Origin of the sequence: Pseudomonas sp. LAMO17WK12:I5, assembly GCF_900215165.1 — a bacterium.
In the GTDB taxonomy this organism is placed as follows: Bacteria; Pseudomonadota; Gammaproteobacteria; order Pseudomonadales; family Pseudomonadaceae; genus Aquipseudomonas; species Aquipseudomonas putida_A.
The window spans coordinates 95,938-110,953 of record NZ_OBDS01000015.1 but is presented as its reverse complement, the minus strand read 5'-3'; the positions used below and the strand labels follow the sequence as shown (position 1 = coordinate 110,953).

Below are 15,016 nucleotides of genomic sequence, written 5' to 3'. Positions count from 1 at the left end.
TTGTGTCGCGACACCAAAAGGAGAGAGTCATGAGTAACGGACGTACGAATCCAACCTGCAGGGGCGACATAAGGCTCGGCACCGGCTGCGGTCACTGTGAGCGCTGTATTGGTGTGAAGCCCGTCGCCGCTTCCAGCAATTTGTCCCGCCTACATCACGCGCTCCCGCTGAGCCAAGACGTCAGCCAGACACTGAACGAGCTGGATAGCGCGATCGCCAAGGCCATCGACGCTGCCAAGGCTGCCGGTCTGCCTCAGGGCCTGATCGTCGCCGAGCTGCACGGGCACGCCCACGCACAGACCCACACGATGGTGAATAAACAGATCTAGCTGTTGAAGTCGGCTAATTGCGACCTCAAGTAGTGGTTATCCCCTAACGTAAAGGAGCAACGCGATGTCTGATATTCAAAAAGGTGATGTGGTGCAGCTGAAAAGTGGTGGCCCCCAAATGACCGTTCAAGAAGTAGATGATTACAGTCCTACCGGGCCAGAAGAGGGCGCGCACTGCGTCTGGTTCGAAAAAAACAAGCGCGAAGATTCTGTTTTTGACGTGTGCTTGCTCGAAAAAACCAACTGATTCTTTTCTGAACCAGCCGCTCTCACTGACCCCGCTCCCCGCGGGGTTTTTTATTTGGACCACCTATGACAACCAAGCAACCCGACTGGGAGGCGATCGAACGAGCCTACCGGGCTGGTCTGCTTTCCCTGCGCGCCATTGCCTCAGAGCATGGAGTGGCGCACAACACGATTATGAAGCGCGCGGAAAAGGAAGGCTGGCAGCGTGACCTGACGAGCAAGGTCAGATCCGCCGTAAAGGACAAGGTGACCAGAGCGGTGACCACGGATGGTGACCAGAAGAAACTGGTCACTGATGCCGAAATTATCGAGGAGGCATCCGACCAGGCTGCGGCTGTCGTGCTGGCGCATCGGTCGGGCCTGGCCCAGTGGCGTGGCATTGCGAGCAAGCTCAGCGCCTTCCTCTCCAGCGTCACGGTCACTGAAGAAAACCACGGCGACTTCGCTCGGTCACTCAACGCGGGCGTCGATGCTCAGCTCAAGGTGATCAAGGGCGAGCGCCAAGCATTCAATCTCGATACGGAAGAGGGTGACAAAACAGTCGACACCCTGGCCGCGATGATGGACGAACTATCGAAGGACGCCTGACATGAAGCCCGAGCACATGAAGCTGCTCCGGGATAAGCGTTGGCGGTTGAACAATCTCTACTTCATCACCGACAAGCAGGGCAAGAAAGTCCGCTTCCGGATGACGGACGAGCAGATTGAATACTTCGACGGGATGCATACCCGCAACATCATCCTGAAGGCTCGGCAGCTCGGCTTCACCACTGAGTGCTGCATCATCCAGCTGGACGCTGCCCTGTTTGAGTCGGCCAAGTGCGCACTGATCGCCCACACCCTGAACGACGCCAAGCGCCTGTTCCGGGAGAAGGTCAAATATGCCTACGACAACCTGCCTAAAGAGATACGCGCCGCCAATCCTGCTTCTAACGATGCTGCTGGTGAGCTTGTGTTCAGCAAAGGCGGATCGCTCTACGTGTCCACGTCCTTCCGGGGCGGGACTCTACGGTATCTGCACGTATCCGAGTTCGGGAAGATCTGCGCCAAGTTCCCCCACAAGGCCAGAGAGATCGTCACCGGCGCCTTCGAGGCTGTCGCCACCGATTGCTTTGTCACGATCGAATCGACGGCGGAGGGGCGTGCGGGCTACTTCTTCGACTACTCACAGAGCGCCGAGAAGCAACTGCTGTCCGGCACGCCGCTTGGCAAGCTGGACTGGAAGTTTTTCTTCTTCAGCTGGTGGAAGAACAAGGCCTACTGGCTCGACCCGGCTGAGGCGATCATCCCGCAGCGGCTGACCGACTATTTCAACGAACTGTTCGCCAAGCACGGCATCGACACCAATCCAGGCCAGCGCGCCTGGTACGCCGCCAAGGAGAAAACCCTCGGCGACGACATGAAGCGGGAATACCCGTCGATCCCAGCCGAAGCCTTCCAGCAGTCGATTGAGGGTGCCTACTACGCGCAGCAGTTCACCAAGCTGTATGCGGCTCAGCGCATCGGCACGCTGCCGGACAACAGCCACCTGCCGGTGATGACCTTCTGGGACATCGGCGTCGGCGACTCCACGGCCATCTGGTTCGTGCGGCAGGTCGGCAACGAGTACCACGTCGTCGACTTCTACCAGAACAGTGGGGAAGGCCTGCGGCACTACATGAAGGTGCTCAAGGACAAGGGTTACACCTACTCCGAGCACTGGGGGCCGCATGACATCGACAACCGCGAGTTCGGCAGCGATGCCAAGACGCGCCGGGAAATGGCGCGAGAAGGCTATGAGATCGACGGCCAGCACTACCGCATGACGTTCCAGGTCGTGCCTAAGATCGGCGTGGACGACGGTATCGACCAGGCTCGCGAGATCCTCGCCCACTGTGCCTTTGACGAGGCCAAATGCGAAGAGGGGATCACTGCGCTGGAGAACTACCGCAAAGAGTGGGACGACAAGAAGGGCTGCTGGAAAGACCGGCCGCTTCACGACTGGGCGTCTCACCCTGCCGACGCATGGCGCTACTTCGCTGTCGCGAAGAGCAAGCGCGTAGCAGTCACGCACATTCCTGTCACATTCAGCTTCTGAGGCCATCCATGGCGAATTTCAGCACTCCCCGGGCAGAGTACGCACAGGCCCTGCCTGGCTGGCAGCTGGTGAAGCGCTGCGTAGCCGGTGCGCGAGAGGTGCGCAAGCACGACGAATACCTGCCGATGCCAGACCCGGAAAACAAATCACCGGAGAACCTGGCTCGCTACAAGCAATACAAGAAGCGGGCGATGTTCCTCAACATCACCGGTCGGACACGCACCGGTCTGATGGGGGCGGTCTTCCGCAAGACTGCCGAGCTCTCGCTGCCGACTGCGGTTGAGTATCTGAAGGAGAACGCCAGCGGCGACGGTACCAGCCTTGAGCAGCTATCGAAGGAGTCGGTTGGCGAGTGCCTGGATAGCGGCCGAGGTGGCTTTCTGGTCGACTTCCCGACCGTGGCCAATGAAAGCGGTGTCAGCTCGATGGCTGATCTCGCCACCAAGAGCGCCTTGATCCACCACTACGGCGCCCTGTCGATCATCGACTGGGATGAGCAGGTGATCGATGGCGTGAAGCGTCTGGTGTACGTGAACCTGCGGGAATGCGTGTCTGAGTTCAACGCTACCGATCTGTCCCGCGAGACGTACACGCAGAACCGGGTCCTGCTGCTGGTCGATGGGCGATACATTCAGCGCGTCTACAGGGAGGGCGAGGAAAGCGTCGAAGAGACGCAGCCTACCGACAAGGCTGGCCAGCCCTTCGATCACATCCCGTTCAGCTTCTACGGCGCCCAGAACAACGACGCCAGCATCGACAAGTCGCCGCTGGAAGACCTGGCCGACGTCAACATCCTGCACTATGGCAACAGCGCCACGGTGGAGGAGAGCGGTTTCATCAGCAGCCAGCCGACGCTGTTCATCACCACCAGCATCGAAGCCGACGAGTTCGCGAAACTGAACCCGAACGGCATGCACATCGGCTCGCGGCGCGGACACAACCTCGGAAAGTCCGGATCCGCAGTCATGCTGCAGGCAACCGAAACTCAGCTCGCCCGAACCCTGATGAAGGACAAGGAAGAGCAGATGCTGATGATCGGTGCGCGCGTCGTTCAGAAGGGCAGTGGCGCCGAGACGGCGGAGGCTGTTCGAATCCGGTACAGCTCGGACAACAGCGTGCTGGGCACTATCGCCGGCAACGTATCCGAGGCGCTGAAGCGCGCCATTCTCGACGCCGAGCGCTTCATGATGGATGCGCCGGACGAGAAGGGCACGGTGTTCTGGCTCAACCAGTCGTTCTTCGACGAGACGATGACCGCGCAAGACATCCTCGCCCAGGTGCAATTGTGGCAGCAGGGCTTCATTGCGAAGTCGGATGTCCGGGTAAACCTGCGTCAGGGTGGTGTGCTTGAAGCTGATCGCACCGACGATAAGATCGACGAAGAGCTGGCCAGCGCGCCACCGGTAGGCGGGAACGATGAGTAATGAAGGCTTTCTTGAGGACGCCGCCACGCGGCACCAGATTTACGTCCAGCGATATGCCGGCGGAAACCTGAAGCGTGTGGCGTCGTTCATCAGCAAAGCCATCAAGACCGCTAAGCAGCGCGTTTCGGAAGGCCTGAGCGCTTACGGTACGCGTCGGTACAACTCTCAGATTGAAACGCTTCAGGGCGACTTGCGGGGCATCTACGACGACCTCAAAGAGCGCACGCAGCTGGATCTCAGCGAGTTCGCAACGTATGAGGCGCAGTTCAACGCGACCATGTTGGGAAAGGTTGTCCGTGCGGTTGTTCAGCTCAACACGCCATCGGCCGAGATGATCTCCGCCGCTGCCCTGGCCGATCCGCTGCAGCTTGAAGCACGCAAGGGCATCCAGCGCATCAGCATCAGTGGGGCGCTCGACCAATTCGGAACCAAGAAGGCCGCCGAGATCATCGGCGAAATTCAGATCGGTTCGAGCCTAGGCGAAACCAGCCAGCAGATCAGCCGCCGACTGACCAGCATTCACCAGTTGCAGCAGGATCAGGCCGGCGCACTGGTCCGCACCATGACCAACCACATCGCCAGCACGGCGCGAGTGGAGACGCTGAAGGCGAACGACGACATCCTCGCAGGAATGCGCAGGGTGGCGACCCTGGACTCGAAGACCACGCTGTTCTGCATGAGCGTCGACCAGACGATTATCCCGTTGGATGGGCCGAAGCCGCCGTATCACTGGGGCTGCCGCACGACGCTGATTCCGGTGCTGAAGGACGAGTTTGCACGCGAGATCAAAGGCTCGACGCGGCCCTCAATCGGCCCTGACGGGGTGACTCTGGTGTCGAGCAAGACGAGCTATCAGGAATGGCTGGCACGGCAGCCGGCGGCGTTTCAGCGAGACATTCTCGGACCGAACCGGTATGCGTTGTTCAGTAAGGGTGAGCTCACTTTGGACAAGTTCATCGACGACAACGGCAAAACGCTCACTCTCCAGCAGTTGAAAGACCTGGAGCCACTGGCGTTTGAACGAGCCGGACTTTAGAGTGGTGAATTGCCATCACTTTGGACTCTTGGTTCGCATGAAATGGATGTTAGGAATTGGTGCGCTGTTCGCATGCGTGCTTTGTGGATTACTAGGGCTGATCGCCGGGATTAATATGAACCCGACGTCAACCGTGAAATTTGTTCCCGACATGGGAAGTCTCGCTGATTGGGTTGCGGGCATAGGCTCAATGTGCGCCGTCTTCGCAACTGTCTATTTCGGATGGAAGCAACGACAGGAGTTATTGCCGAAGCTATCTGTCAAAGTCTCGGGTTTCGTGATGCCGGACGGAATTTCCAGTTTGATTTCGAGTTTCTCGCTGAAGCTTGCTAACTCAGGAAGTGTTCCTATTGATATCGATGGTGTCTGTTTCCACTCCGATTACAGTGACAATGGATTGTGGCTTGATCCCACAATGATTTTTCCTGGTAGCCAGTCGTTCGTCACCTCCCTTGCTCCGGGAAAGGGGGTGAGTGTTCTGTTCAACAGGGCTGCTTTGCAAAGTCTGAAGGCGTATGTGCGCGATCATTGTGCGGGTAATTCCGAGGGCCTAAAACTGACTGTAATAACGGTACTAAAGAGTTTCACCGTACCTGTTGATCCTAGTCTCCCAAAAATACAGGAGACGTAGGAGCGAGAACGCTCCGCAAGGTTCCATCCCTATTCAATCCAGCCTCGCTACCCAGCGGGGCTTTTTTTTGCCTGCAGGCAGGGCCTGCACAACGTCTCTGGGAGACAGCAATGACCTTGAAATTCCAACTGGACAGCCTCGAAGGCGTCGACGAATCCATCCAGTCCCTGTACGTCGAGAAGGACGGCAAGTTTGTCCTCGGCATCGAAGGGTTGCCACAGCCGGAAGATGTTTCCGGCTTGAAATCCAAAGTCCAGGAGCTGCTGGACGAGAAGAAAGCCGAGGCTGACAAGCGCAAGGCTGCTGAAGAGCAGGCTCGACTGGATCGCGAAGAGGCGCTGCGCAAATCCGGCAACGTGGAAGAGCTCGAAAAGTCCTGGTCCGAGAAGTACGCGCGCCGCGAAGCTGAGCTGACCGGCCAACTCGAAAGCACCAACAGCACCCTTCAAGGCCAGATCCGGGATCTGACCGTGGGTCGTACTGCGACCGAGATCGCGACCACTCTGGCCATCCCTGGCAGCGCCAAGGCATTGCTTCCCCACATCGAACGCCGGCTCAGCGTTGAGCAGCGCGACGGAAAACCAACCGTCGTCGTGCTGGACGCGGCCGGCAAGCTCTCGGCGGCAACGCTGGATGAGCTGAAAGCAGAATTCACCAACGATCCGGCCTTCGGTCCGCTGATCGCTGGTAGCAAGGCATCGGGCGGCGGGGCCGGCGGTGCTGGGAAAGGCGGCGGGGCCGCAAAAGGAAACATCGGCGGCACCAAAGAGGAACGACAGGCCGCAATCGCGAGCCGGTTCCCAGACCTCCCTCAGAAATAAGGAAAATCACTCATGTCCCTGTCGCAAATGCAGGTCTTCAACGAATACGTAATGCCGGCGACCATCGAGACGCTGGACCAGATGCTGGTGGCGTTCAACGCTGCCAGCCGTGGCGCCATCTTGCTGTCGCCTGATGGATTCACTGGCGACTTCCTTCAGGAGTCGTTCTTCCAGACCCTGGCTGCCGCCCAGCGTCGGGTTGATCGCTACGCGGCCAACGGCGCCGCACCGATCACTGACCTGACCGAGCTGAAAAACTCCTCGGTGAAGGTGGCCGGTGGCTTCGGTCCGATCCGCTACGAGCCATCGCAGATGACCTGGCTGGAGCGACCGACCGCTCAGGGCATTGAAGTCGCTTCGCGCGCGTTCGCCGAGATCCTGCTGAAGGATCAGTTGAACACGGCGATCGCCGCACTGGTTGCCGCGATCACCGCTCAGGCGGCAGCCGTCAACGACGTCTCTGCAACCGCTGGCATCAGCCAGGCTGCACTGAACACTGCCCACGCGAAGTTCGGCGATGCGAGTCAGTCGCTGGTCACCCAGATCATGCAGGGCACCACCTACCACAAGCTGGTCGGCCAAGCGCTCACCAACAGCGAACAACTGTTCCAGGCGGGCAACGTCCGCGTGGTGGACATCCTCGGCAAGATCTCGGTTGTCACCGACGCGCCGGCGCTGATGCAGACCGGTACGCCGAACAAGGAAATCGTTCTGTCCCTGGTGCAGGGCGCCGCGATGGTCCACGACGGCCGCGACATCATCAGCAACGTCCAGACCACCAACGGCAAGGAGCGCATCGAAACTACGCTCCAAACCGATTACACCTTTGGCCTGGGTCTCAAGGGTTACACCTGGGACACCACCGCCGGTGGCAAGTCTCCGACCGACGCCGAACTAGCGACCGGCACCAACTGGGACAAGACCGCCACCAGCATCAAGCACACCGCTGGTGTTGCTCTGATCGGTGACGCCTCCAAGTAACCCCTGACTGTTGAGCCGGGCTTTGTGCCCGGCTCCGCGAGGACATGATCATGAGCAACAAAATCTGGTATCTGCCCGGTCCGTTCCACCAATACGGGGAAAATGTAAAGGCGCTGGCCAAGGAGCGCGGCTTGCGCATCGTCGACGCGAACGTCACCGAAGACCGCGAGGGTGAAGCCTTCGATGTGCCTGAAGTGACACTGCGACAGGCTGCTCCCGCGACGGTTCTGGTGATCGATGGCCAAAGCGGTGTTGAAGGCGCAGCGCTGCAGGAGATGATCGGCAAGTTGAATGCAGAGCGCGACGGCATCGTGCTGCTGATCGAAGCGGCCGAGGGTCTTGCTCCGCTGGAGCATCCTGGCGCTGGCGAGCTGCCGATTCGCCTGTTCGATGCACTGACCGCCATTCATGAGGGCGTCACTGCTCTGAAGGCCAAGCGCGATGAGCTGGTTGGTGAAGTCGAATCTCTAGGTGCAGAAGTAGCGCGCCTCAAGGCTCTGGCTGAGCCTGTCGACAATGCCGAGAAAATCGCCGGTCTCAAAGCGCAGCTCGACGCTGCTGGTGTGCAGTACCGGGCCAATGCTTCGCTCGAAGCCTTGGAAAAGGCTGTCGCAGAACTGCCGAAGTCGTAATACCCGGGGCTGCGGCCCCACTCATTCAAGCGGAGGCCTGATGGCTACCTACATCACCGTGGCGGACGTTGACGCCATCCTCGGGGCTTCGTGGGCTCCAGATGACAAGAAGGCCCGGGCGGTGTTGCAGGCGAATGCCTATCTGACTTCGCTCAACCTGGTCGGTGTCGATATGGACGCCATTCCCGAAGAGGTGAAGCAGGCCGGCGCCGAGCTGGCGGTTGTCGCTTCTGAGGGCAAGCTGTACCAGCAGCAGACCGAGGGATCGCTGGAAGCCAAGACGGTGAAGGCCGGATCGGTGACCACCAGCAAGACGTTCGCCTCGATCGACACCAGCAAGTCCACCGCGCTGCCCGATGGAATCCAGTTCGCGCTAGGGCTGCTCGCGCCATGGCGTGCCAGCGGCTTCAGCTTCAACGTGTACAGGTGACCCATGGGCCTACGTGAAGAGATCCAGGCAGATCTGGCTGAGGCCTTCGACACTGATCTTGCGGACGCCGTGAAGCCATTCAGCGGCGGCGTGACGCTGCCAGGAACGTGGGATCCGGTCAATGAAGTGGCGGGCGATCCTGTGGTCATCGCCTACACCGGCCGGGGCGTGTTCGACGCCTTCAAGATTGCTCAGGTCGATGGCGTGAACATCCGCGCCACCGACCAACTGCTGATCGCGTTAACCAACGAAACCATCGGCGGGGTTCCGGACATCGGCCACAAGATCAACGATTTCGACGTGGTCAACGTCCAGACCGACCCGGCCGGCGCCCATTACGAAATTCAACTGAGGAAAGTGTGATGGAAGATTTCATTTTGCAAGGCTTGGATTCGATGGCTTTGGCACTTGCTGAGGCCGGTCACGTCTGGACAGCAGAAGAGCGCGCCGCTTATGAGTCACTTGTGGCCCGACTTCTGAAACGAGATTGAGCTGTGGCCACCAAAGCAGGTTGGAGCCATAGCCTCACGGACTTCGCCGATCAGGCTGGCGAGGACATCACCCAGATGGCGCGCGTCATCGCGACTGCCATGCTTACGGAGGTGGTGAACCGCTCGCCGGTCGGCAACCCTGACCTGTGGCAGGCCAACGTGGCGCTGCGCACGAAGAACGTGGCATTGGCGGATGCGTATGACGCGAACGTCGACGCCCGCAACGCTGCGCGCACCGGTGGCCGGGCATTCAAGAAGCTGACCAAGCGCGAGCGCGAAGAGAACTACTTCGTCAAAGCGCAGGCAGCGGGGAAGGGGTACATCGGCGGCACGTTCCGAGGCAGTCACCTGGTGTCGATCGGCGCCCCCGACATGACTGTGACCGACAACATCGACCCGTCTGGCCGCGAAACGATCAGCAAGGGCAGCATGCTCATCAAGGCATCGGGCCAGTTTCCCGTCATCTACATCCAAACGAACAGTCCCTACGGCGAGATGCTGGAGCAGGGGCATTCCACGCAGGCGGCCGGCGGGGTTTATGACCTTGCCTTCATCGGCGTATCCGAGGCCTATACATGACCTTCGAGCAAATCAGGGCGCTCATCACCGCGCGCATGGTCGCCTTCACTGGCATTGACCAAGCGCGGATCGATTACCCGAACCAGCCGGCAGTGTTCACCCCCCCAGCAACCGGCCTCTGGTGCCGCCTGAATATCCAGTACGCCTCGGCATTCATGGCCGGCATGGCCGACCGACCGCACACCCGAAAGCCTGGGCAAATCAGCATCCAGTGCTTCGCCCGGGAGCGCACCGGAACCAAGGCCATCAACGAACTGGCCGACGCGCTCGAAGCGCACTTCGCCTACTGGATGTCCGGGGACCTTGAATGCATGGAAGCCAGCCAAGTGGTCGCCGGTGAGTTCGAGGGCTTCTACCAAATCAACGTCAACATCCGGTTTCGCGCCGGCTAAGGCAGTCCGCAATATTGGCGAAGCGCGAACCAGCGAGGAGATACTCCCAGTTTCTTCGCAGCGTCTGCGCTACCGCGATATTTATCCAGTGTGTCCGCTTTTCCTTCTGGCCACTCAGAGAAGGCATGAACGATTATTGCTGATGCCTTGTGGAGTTCGACCCCGTTCAAACCGTTGCTGTAATACTCCTGAGTCATTTGCCCAAGTGGTTCGAGCCGGAGGAAAAACTGGTGCCTCCAATGCTCCTCATGACTTTCACACTCTCTCAGAGTCAGCTTTTCTTTAATTAAGCATTTTGTTGATTTGTACTCCTCAATCAGTCGAGCGCATGTCAGCCAAGCAAGTCGATCAGGAGCCGGCGGCCTTCCAGCAGGTGTTCCCTCGCACAAGGCCGTAAATGCGCGTTCCAAGCTTGACTTCGCATGATTCAAAAGATGGGTGTTCTTGCGATCTTTCGAAGCCTTCCGTATTGCCCATCCTGCAAAGACTGCTGACAGTCCGCCAGCGATTGCTGCAGAGGCTTGTGAGATATCGACAACAAGCTTCCAGGTATCGGCATCCATCAGCGCTATCCCTTATTCCATAAGTAAGGGCTCGATCCTAAGCGATGAAAGTTCATCTGTTCTACAGCCAGCCCCGCCTTGAGCGGGTTTTTTTATGCCCGCGAATAGGAGGCTCCAATGAGCTCTGGCGCAAAAGTCGTTTCACACATCATCCCCGAGGTGACGCCGGGTGTTACCCCGGCCGGCACCTGGGACACGCTGCGCCTGACCGGCAATGCGCTGACCCCGACCGTCAACACTCAAGTCAGCGATGAGATCACCGATACCCGCCTGAGCCAAGGCTCGGTGGCCACCAGCATTGATATCGGCGGCGACCTGACGGCGGAGTTCTCGTTCGCCTCGTTCGATCAACTCCTGGAGGCCGCGTTTTACGGCAACTGGACCGGCAACGTGCTGAGCGTCGGTGACACCCGGCACACCTTCAGCATCGCCAAGGGTTACGACGACGTCGGCGTCTACGGAGTGTTCAAGGGGGCGCACGTTTCTACCTTCGCGCTCGACATCCCGTCTGACGGCAAGATCACCGCCACCTTCAACATGGCGTGCCTGGACTACGCCGATAGCGAGACCCCGATCGTCGTCTCGCCGAACGCACCGACCACCACCCCGTTCCTATCGAACAACAACGTCGGCACGATCCTGGTGAACGGCCAGTCGCTGGAAGGCGTGGCCTGCGTCTCGGCCATGACCGTCAACCTCGACAACAGCCTGCAAGCGCAGCGCTGCCTTGGCTCAGACAGTCTCGGCCCGGGTGCGCACATTGCGACCGAAGCGGCGATCACCGGCAGCATCACGCTCGCCTGGTCGAAGCGGGCGTGGGAGATCTGGAAGAACACCTTCACCCGCGCGCCAATCGGCGTCGTCTTCCCGATCACCGACAGCCTGGGCAACAAGTACACCTTCAACTTCCCGGCGGTGGAAGTGGACGGCGAACTGCCGAATGGCGGCAAGCGCGACCTGATCGAGGTGACGCTGAACTACACCGTGGCGAAAGTCAGTCCGACCATCACCCGCGTTCCGTTCGTGCCGGTGACCAGCGTCTCGGTGGCGCCTACGACCGCCTCCATCGCGGTAGCCGCGACTCGTCAGCTCACTGCGTCGGCATTGCCGGCCGAAGCCGCGCAAAACGTCACTTGGACCAGTTCGGCGCCGAGCGTTGCCACTGTAAGCTCTTCTGGCCTGGTCACCGGCGTCACCGCTGGCTCCGCGACGATCACCGCTACCAGCGTGTCGGACGTCACCAAAACCAGCACGGCGGCGATCACCGTCACTGCATAAACCTGCTCGACCTTTGGCAGCCCCGACATTCACGCCGGCCGGGGCTGCCCTTTTATTGGCGCGGCGTTGAGGAATTACCATGGCTCTGCAACTGGGCAAAAAGAAGCCGGCAGTCACCGGCGAGCGCTGGGCAAACTTCGACAAGGACACCAAAGTGCTGCTGGCCGGCATCGACAACCCTGAGTATCAGGTCGCGCTGGAGCGCATGCGCCGCCGTATTCAGCGCAACGATGCGCGGTTTGAAGAGGGGCAGGTGGGCGTGGTCGCCGGCGAGAAGACCGAGCACCAGAACCATTCGATGCTGCTGGCAAGCTTCATCGTGAAGGACTGGGATGGCGTATTGGACGCCGAGGGCAACCCGATCAAGTACAGCCCGGCGATCGCCGCCGAGCTGCTGGAAACCAACATCGAGTTCTTCGTCTTCGTCCTGCGCGAGGGTGCAGCTGCCGCCAACGACGCCGCTGAAGAGCGAGCTGAGTCGGTGGGAAAGCCGTCTGCCGTTTCGAGTGGGAGCAAGAGTGGGGCGGGGAAAGCGAGAAGCGCCGCGCGGTCTACGCGCGCCTGAAGCTGGCGGTACCGGATGAGCCGGAGAACGACCCGATCACCGCGTACTTGCTGAATCTCTTCCGCAACGTGTGCCGCGGCCGCCGGTACATCGCCGGCATGGCCGGGGCGTTCCCGCTGCCACTGTCGGCGCGGGAAATTTCCGATTGGCTGGAATCGCATCCGTCGTCGCTGCCGCGCGATGAGATCGATGATGTGATGTTTGCTCTGGATGCGGTGTGTTTGGCGGGTGACGAAGAATAGCTACCGTTATCGGCCATTATTTTGTTTCTGGCCGGTCAGCAAGCAGTCTCAATGCCTCCGAGCCTCAAGCACGCTGTCGAGGTCGCGAGCCAAATCGTCAGCGAGAATTCCTAGAACGGTCCACATCGCTGTTATTCGGTTACGAACAGCAATGGCGTGCGTGCTTTCGTCCTCGCCCTCTGGATCATAGGATGCGCTCACCTTAAAAAAGCTGAGAGCAACCGGCTCGCTCTGCTTGAAGAATTTCAGCAAGAGCGAACCTAGCCGCGCCGGTTCATTCCGATGACCCAAGGCGTTCCGCAGGTTGTTGAGGGATTTAACAGCATCCCAAAGATCGGGTGAGGCGGCCAGTCCCGCGATTGATTTGCAAAGCTCTGTAGCTGTGCCAAAAGTGAATATGTCGTTTCGGTCGTGTGGACGAGAATAACGAGCAACGCCCGCAGAGATCACATCGTGGAGCCGTTCTTCAATCATCATGTGGCCTCGAAGCACGGCTGTTAGAAGGGCGTCATCGCGGTCGAAGGCTTGGTGAAATTGCGTGATCTTTCTACCGACATCCTTCGCGAACATTTCTCTCTTCATTGTCATCCTTGGAGCGTGCGGTATAGAAGGGCGCGAACGAGTAGGGGGGTTACTCCTTCGGAAACTTTTTACGAGACTTTGGGCCTTTGGCTGTTTCGTTTGAGCCCGGAGGACCATCTTTCAATGCGTTCATCACCGTAAGCATGGCTTCCATCACGGCCTCATTCAGATCTTTTTTGGTGACCGGCCGCTCTTGGTCTAGTGGCGCCAGCAGCTTTTCTTTCGAGACACCACGCGTGATGGGCATTTGTTCTGTCGCTGGCAGATAGAAAGGGTGCTCGGGATTCATGCGATCCCTGTCACTGATGCCCATTTCATCCGTATCGCTGATGCTGCGCTCCAGTCGAGCGACAATTTCAGCAGTAAGAGAGCGCCGATTCCTCTTGGCAAGCGCTTCAAGCTCATCCTTTAGGGATGCAGGCATACGAAAATTGACCTGAAGGTCTACACGGCTCATTTGGTGGCGCCTTTCACTGAAAGTAAAACGAGTAAAAGGATGAAGCACTTTGCTATAGACGGCAATAAAGCAAAGTGCTTTAATTAAAACCAAGCAAAGTGCTATACAAGGAGTGATCTGATGAGCAGGAAAGATCCGCAGTTCAATTTGAGGTTGCCGGAGGAGGTAAAGGAGTGGGTAGAGCAAAGTGCGAAGGAGAATTGCCGGTCCCAGACCGCCGAGATTGTTTTCTGGCTGACGGCGGCGAAGAAGCGGCAAGAGCAAGCAGTGACTTGAAAATGAAGAAGCCCCAGTGCGGGAACACTGAGGCTTCGGAAAACGAGATCAACTTCGAGGAAGAAATCGTCATGTCGAATATTAGCACAAACGTAATCCCGTTCAATTTTGGCAAGCAGCAGGTTCGGACCTTTCTGATCAATGATCTGCCGTGGTTTGTGGCGACTGACGTCGCATCCGCTCTGGAGTACCGGATTGCCGGAGACATGACGCGCAATTTGGACGAAGACGAAAAGGGTACGCAGATTGTGCGTACCCGTGGCGGCGACCAAGAAATGCTGGTCATCAATGAATCCGGTCTTTACTCGGCCATCCTGCGGAGCCGAAAGGCGGAAGCCAAACACTTCAAAAAATGGGTGACGTCCGAGGTTCTCCCAGCCATCCGCAAGTATGGGAACTTCACTGATTACCATGGTGCCATGGGTGACCTCGTTGGAGCCGTCATCGGCACCAGCGGGGAGAACGTACTCGATCGCGTGATTGATCAGAAGGCCTCACCAGTCCCTCACTCGCTGCAGCGCAGCTTCAAACAGACCATGAAAAGCCGTTTGCGCTCGCGCTTCAATGTGCACCGCACTGCGCTGATTCCGGCTGAGTGCCTGTCCGACGCCTGCAACTTCGTTGCAGCCTACGCGCTGGAAGGGGAGTGGATCGGTCGGCCCGATACAGATGGCCTGTTCTTCAGCAATCAGGAAGTCGGCCACATCTATCTGCTGATGAGCCGACACTACTGGCTCCAGGAAGACCGGTCGGCAATCCTGTCTTCGGCGCGCACTCTTGATTCGCGAGTGCTGATGAGGGTGTTCGATCAGATCAACGAGGCGCGAAGTTCCTTCGCTGCGCTCGATGCTCGGAGGTCGGAAATTTACAGCATCTATCGCGCAAATGGCTGCTCACCCGGTGGCTATGCAATTGTTGCTTGATCTCAACTGAGCCACGACCCCGCATCTGCGGGGTTTTGGCGCTTCCTGCGGATGGTGGTAG

Annotated in this window: 23 protein-coding genes; 20 read left to right on the top strand and 3 right to left on the bottom strand. The window is 58.9% G+C overall.

Annotation, left to right across the window (positions count from 1 at the left end):
* The first annotated feature begins 140 nt into the window (after positions 1-140).
* The 15 genes from CRO59_RS24735 to CRO59_RS24670 all read left to right on the top strand — a co-directional run bounded on the left by CRO59_RS24735 (position 141) and on the right by CRO59_RS24670 (position 10,069).
* Positions 141-329, top strand: coding sequence for a hypothetical protein (locus tag CRO59_RS24735; RefSeq protein WP_256578488.1), 189 nt, complete (start codon positions 141-143; stop codon positions 327-329).
* A gap of 64 nt (positions 330-393) precedes the next feature.
* The gene (locus CRO59_RS24730) at positions 394-576 is read left to right on the top strand and encodes a YodC family protein (RefSeq protein WP_097090029.1); all 183 of its coding nucleotides are present in this window, start codon (positions 394-396) and stop codon (positions 574-576) included.
* A 65-nt stretch (positions 577-641) separates the two neighbouring features.
* Positions 642-1,163: a hypothetical protein gene (locus CRO59_RS24725; protein WP_097090030.1), complete on the top strand. Its 522-nt coding sequence runs from the start codon at positions 642-644 to the stop codon at positions 1,161-1,163.
* Between the two features lies 1 nt (position 1,164).
* Positions 1,165-2,652, top strand: a complete 1,488-nt coding sequence (locus CRO59_RS24720; RefSeq protein ID WP_097090031.1) for a terminase — start codon at positions 1,165-1,167, stop codon at positions 2,650-2,652.
* Between the two features lie 8 nt (positions 2,653-2,660).
* On the top strand, positions 2,661-4,076 hold the full coding sequence (locus CRO59_RS24715) for a DUF4055 domain-containing protein (RefSeq protein WP_097090032.1): 1,416 nt from the start codon (positions 2,661-2,663) through the stop codon (positions 4,074-4,076).
* On the top strand, positions 4,069-5,112 hold the full coding sequence (locus CRO59_RS24710; RefSeq protein ID WP_097090033.1) for a phage head morphogenesis protein: 1,044 nt from the start codon (positions 4,069-4,071) through the stop codon (positions 5,110-5,112). Before CRO59_RS24715 ends, CRO59_RS24710 begins: the two co-directional genes overlap by 8 nt.
* Positions 5,093-5,743, top strand: a complete 651-nt coding sequence (locus tag CRO59_RS24705; RefSeq protein WP_143503132.1) for a hypothetical protein — start codon at positions 5,093-5,095, stop codon at positions 5,741-5,743. The genes CRO59_RS24710 and CRO59_RS24705 overlap by 20 nt, the downstream gene beginning before the upstream one ends.
* 110 nt (positions 5,744-5,853) lie before the next feature.
* A complete protein-coding gene (locus CRO59_RS24700) occupies positions 5,854-6,564 on the top strand; it encodes a hypothetical protein (protein WP_097090035.1) in 711 nt (236 codons plus the stop codon).
* A gap of 12 nt (positions 6,565-6,576) precedes the next feature.
* Complete coding sequence (locus CRO59_RS24695) at positions 6,577-7,545, top strand: major capsid protein (RefSeq protein WP_097090036.1); 969 nt, start codon at positions 6,577-6,579, stop codon at positions 7,543-7,545.
* A gap of 50 nt (positions 7,546-7,595) precedes the next feature.
* Positions 7,596-8,177: a hypothetical protein gene (locus CRO59_RS24690; protein ID WP_097090037.1), complete on the top strand. Its 582-nt coding sequence runs from the start codon at positions 7,596-7,598 to the stop codon at positions 8,175-8,177.
* A gap of 40 nt (positions 8,178-8,217) precedes the next feature.
* On the top strand, positions 8,218-8,607 hold the full coding sequence (locus tag CRO59_RS24685; protein ID WP_097090038.1) for a DnaT-like ssDNA-binding protein: 390 nt from the start codon (positions 8,218-8,220) through the stop codon (positions 8,605-8,607).
* 3 nt (positions 8,608-8,610) lie between these two features.
* Positions 8,611-8,970 carry a hypothetical protein gene (locus CRO59_RS24680; protein ID WP_064361197.1) on the top strand — a complete coding sequence of 120 codons (360 nt, stop codon included), beginning with the start codon at positions 8,611-8,613 and terminating at the stop codon, positions 8,968-8,970.
* Positions 8,970-9,098 (top strand): hypothetical protein, encoded by a 129-nt coding sequence (locus CRO59_RS29050; RefSeq protein WP_256578484.1) that lies wholly within the window; start codon positions 8,970-8,972, stop codon positions 9,096-9,098. The genes CRO59_RS24680 and CRO59_RS29050 overlap by 1 nt, the downstream gene beginning before the upstream one ends.
* Positions 9,099-9,101: 3 nt before the next feature.
* Positions 9,102-9,677, top strand: coding sequence for a hypothetical protein (locus tag CRO59_RS24675; RefSeq protein ID WP_097090039.1), 576 nt, complete (start codon positions 9,102-9,104; stop codon positions 9,675-9,677).
* The gene (locus tag CRO59_RS24670) at positions 9,674-10,069 is read left to right on the top strand and encodes a phage tail terminator-like protein (RefSeq protein ID WP_097090040.1); all 396 of its coding nucleotides are present in this window, start codon (positions 9,674-9,676) and stop codon (positions 10,067-10,069) included. The genes CRO59_RS24675 and CRO59_RS24670 overlap by 4 nt, the downstream gene beginning before the upstream one ends.
* Here the strand turns inward: CRO59_RS24670 and CRO59_RS28625 are convergent.
* Positions 10,066-10,632: a hypothetical protein gene (locus tag CRO59_RS28625; protein ID WP_143503134.1), complete on the bottom strand. Its 567-nt coding sequence runs from the start codon at positions 10,630-10,632 to the stop codon at positions 10,066-10,068. The two genes, CRO59_RS24670 and CRO59_RS28625, sit on opposite strands and share 4 nt — an antisense overlap.
* 117 nt (positions 10,633-10,749) lie before the next feature.
* On the opposite strand from CRO59_RS28625, the gene CRO59_RS24665 reads away from it, so the two are divergent.
* The 3 genes from CRO59_RS24665 (at position 10,750) to CRO59_RS24655 (ending at position 12,717) form a co-directional block, all read left to right on the top strand.
* The gene (locus CRO59_RS24665; RefSeq protein ID WP_097090041.1) at positions 10,750-11,910 is read left to right on the top strand and encodes a phage tail tube protein; all 1,161 of its coding nucleotides are present in this window, start codon (positions 10,750-10,752) and stop codon (positions 11,908-11,910) included.
* A 79-nt stretch (positions 11,911-11,989) separates the two neighbouring features.
* Positions 11,990-12,475 (top strand): hypothetical protein, encoded by a 486-nt coding sequence (locus tag CRO59_RS24660; protein ID WP_097090042.1) that lies wholly within the window; start codon positions 11,990-11,992, stop codon positions 12,473-12,475.
* A gap of 2 nt (positions 12,476-12,477) precedes the next feature.
* Complete coding sequence (locus CRO59_RS24655; RefSeq protein ID WP_097090043.1) at positions 12,478-12,717, top strand: hypothetical protein; 240 nt, start codon at positions 12,478-12,480, stop codon at positions 12,715-12,717.
* A 48-nt stretch (positions 12,718-12,765) separates the two neighbouring features.
* Here the strand turns inward: CRO59_RS24655 and CRO59_RS24650 are convergent, their stop codons facing one another.
* The gene (locus CRO59_RS24650; RefSeq protein ID WP_097090044.1) at positions 12,766-13,299 is read right to left on the bottom strand and encodes a hypothetical protein; all 534 of its coding nucleotides are present in this window, start codon (positions 13,297-13,299) and stop codon (positions 12,766-12,768) included.
* Between the two features lie 49 nt (positions 13,300-13,348).
* Entirely contained in the window at positions 13,349-13,756 is a 408-nt protein-coding gene (locus CRO59_RS24645; RefSeq protein WP_097090045.1) for an Arc family DNA-binding protein, read from the bottom strand.
* Between the two features lie 120 nt (positions 13,757-13,876).
* Between CRO59_RS24645 and CRO59_RS24640 the strand changes: the two genes are divergently transcribed.
* Both CRO59_RS24640 and CRO59_RS24635 read left to right on the top strand, forming a co-directional pair.
* Positions 13,877-14,032, top strand: a complete 156-nt coding sequence (locus tag CRO59_RS24640) for an Arc family DNA-binding protein (protein ID WP_102047625.1) — start codon at positions 13,877-13,879, stop codon at positions 14,030-14,032.
* Positions 14,033-14,034: 2 nt separating this feature from the next.
* Complete coding sequence (locus CRO59_RS24635; RefSeq protein WP_256578485.1) at positions 14,035-14,955, top strand: BRO family protein; 921 nt, start codon at positions 14,035-14,037, stop codon at positions 14,953-14,955.
* The last annotated feature ends 61 nt before the right edge of the window (positions 14,956-15,016 follow it).

What these genes read in the sequence shown, in the direction of transcription:
- CRO59_RS24720 (WP_097090031.1), top strand. Translation starts at nt 1,165, where the DNA reads ATGAAGCCCGAGCACATGAAGCTGCTCCGGGATAAGCGTTGGCGGTTG.
- CRO59_RS24730 (WP_097090029.1), top strand. Translation starts at nt 394, where the DNA reads ATGTCTGATATTCAAAAAGGTGATGTGGTGCAGCTGAAAAGTGGTGGC.
- CRO59_RS24690 (WP_097090037.1), top strand. Translation starts at nt 7,596, where the DNA reads ATGAGCAACAAAATCTGGTATCTGCCCGGTCCGTTCCACCAATACGGG.
- CRO59_RS24710 (WP_097090033.1), top strand. Translation starts at nt 4,069, where the DNA reads ATGAGTAATGAAGGCTTTCTTGAGGACGCCGCCACGCGGCACCAGATT.
- CRO59_RS24715 (WP_097090032.1), top strand. Translation starts at nt 2,661, where the DNA reads ATGGCGAATTTCAGCACTCCCCGGGCAGAGTACGCACAGGCCCTGCCT.
- CRO59_RS24645 (WP_097090045.1), bottom strand. Translation starts at nt 13,756, where the DNA reads ATGAGCCGTGTAGACCTTCAGGTCAATTTTCGTATGCCTGCATCCCTA.
- CRO59_RS24680 (WP_064361197.1), top strand. Translation starts at nt 8,611, where the DNA reads ATGGGCCTACGTGAAGAGATCCAGGCAGATCTGGCTGAGGCCTTCGAC.
- CRO59_RS28625 (WP_143503134.1), bottom strand. Translation starts at nt 10,632, where the DNA reads ATGGATGCCGATACCTGGAAGCTTGTTGTCGATATCTCACAAGCCTCT.
- CRO59_RS24635 (WP_256578485.1), top strand. Translation starts at nt 14,035, where the DNA reads ATGAAGAAGCCCCAGTGCGGGAACACTGAGGCTTCGGAAAACGAGATC.
- CRO59_RS24685 (WP_097090038.1), top strand. Translation starts at nt 8,218, where the DNA reads ATGGCTACCTACATCACCGTGGCGGACGTTGACGCCATCCTCGGGGCT.
- CRO59_RS24665 (WP_097090041.1), top strand. Translation starts at nt 10,750, where the DNA reads ATGAGCTCTGGCGCAAAAGTCGTTTCACACATCATCCCCGAGGTGACG.
- CRO59_RS24670 (WP_097090040.1), top strand. Translation starts at nt 9,674, where the DNA reads ATGACCTTCGAGCAAATCAGGGCGCTCATCACCGCGCGCATGGTCGCC.
- CRO59_RS24700 (WP_097090035.1), top strand. Translation starts at nt 5,854, where the DNA reads ATGACCTTGAAATTCCAACTGGACAGCCTCGAAGGCGTCGACGAATCC.
- CRO59_RS24660 (WP_097090042.1), top strand. Translation starts at nt 11,990, where the DNA reads ATGGCTCTGCAACTGGGCAAAAAGAAGCCGGCAGTCACCGGCGAGCGC.
- CRO59_RS29050 (WP_256578484.1), top strand. Translation starts at nt 8,970, where the DNA reads ATGGAAGATTTCATTTTGCAAGGCTTGGATTCGATGGCTTTGGCACTT.
- CRO59_RS24650 (WP_097090044.1), bottom strand. Translation starts at nt 13,299, where the DNA reads ATGAAGAGAGAAATGTTCGCGAAGGATGTCGGTAGAAAGATCACGCAA.
- CRO59_RS24640 (WP_102047625.1), top strand. Translation starts at nt 13,877, where the DNA reads ATGAGCAGGAAAGATCCGCAGTTCAATTTGAGGTTGCCGGAGGAGGTA.
- CRO59_RS24695 (WP_097090036.1), top strand. Translation starts at nt 6,577, where the DNA reads ATGTCCCTGTCGCAAATGCAGGTCTTCAACGAATACGTAATGCCGGCG.
- CRO59_RS24725 (WP_097090030.1), top strand. Translation starts at nt 642, where the DNA reads ATGACAACCAAGCAACCCGACTGGGAGGCGATCGAACGAGCCTACCGG.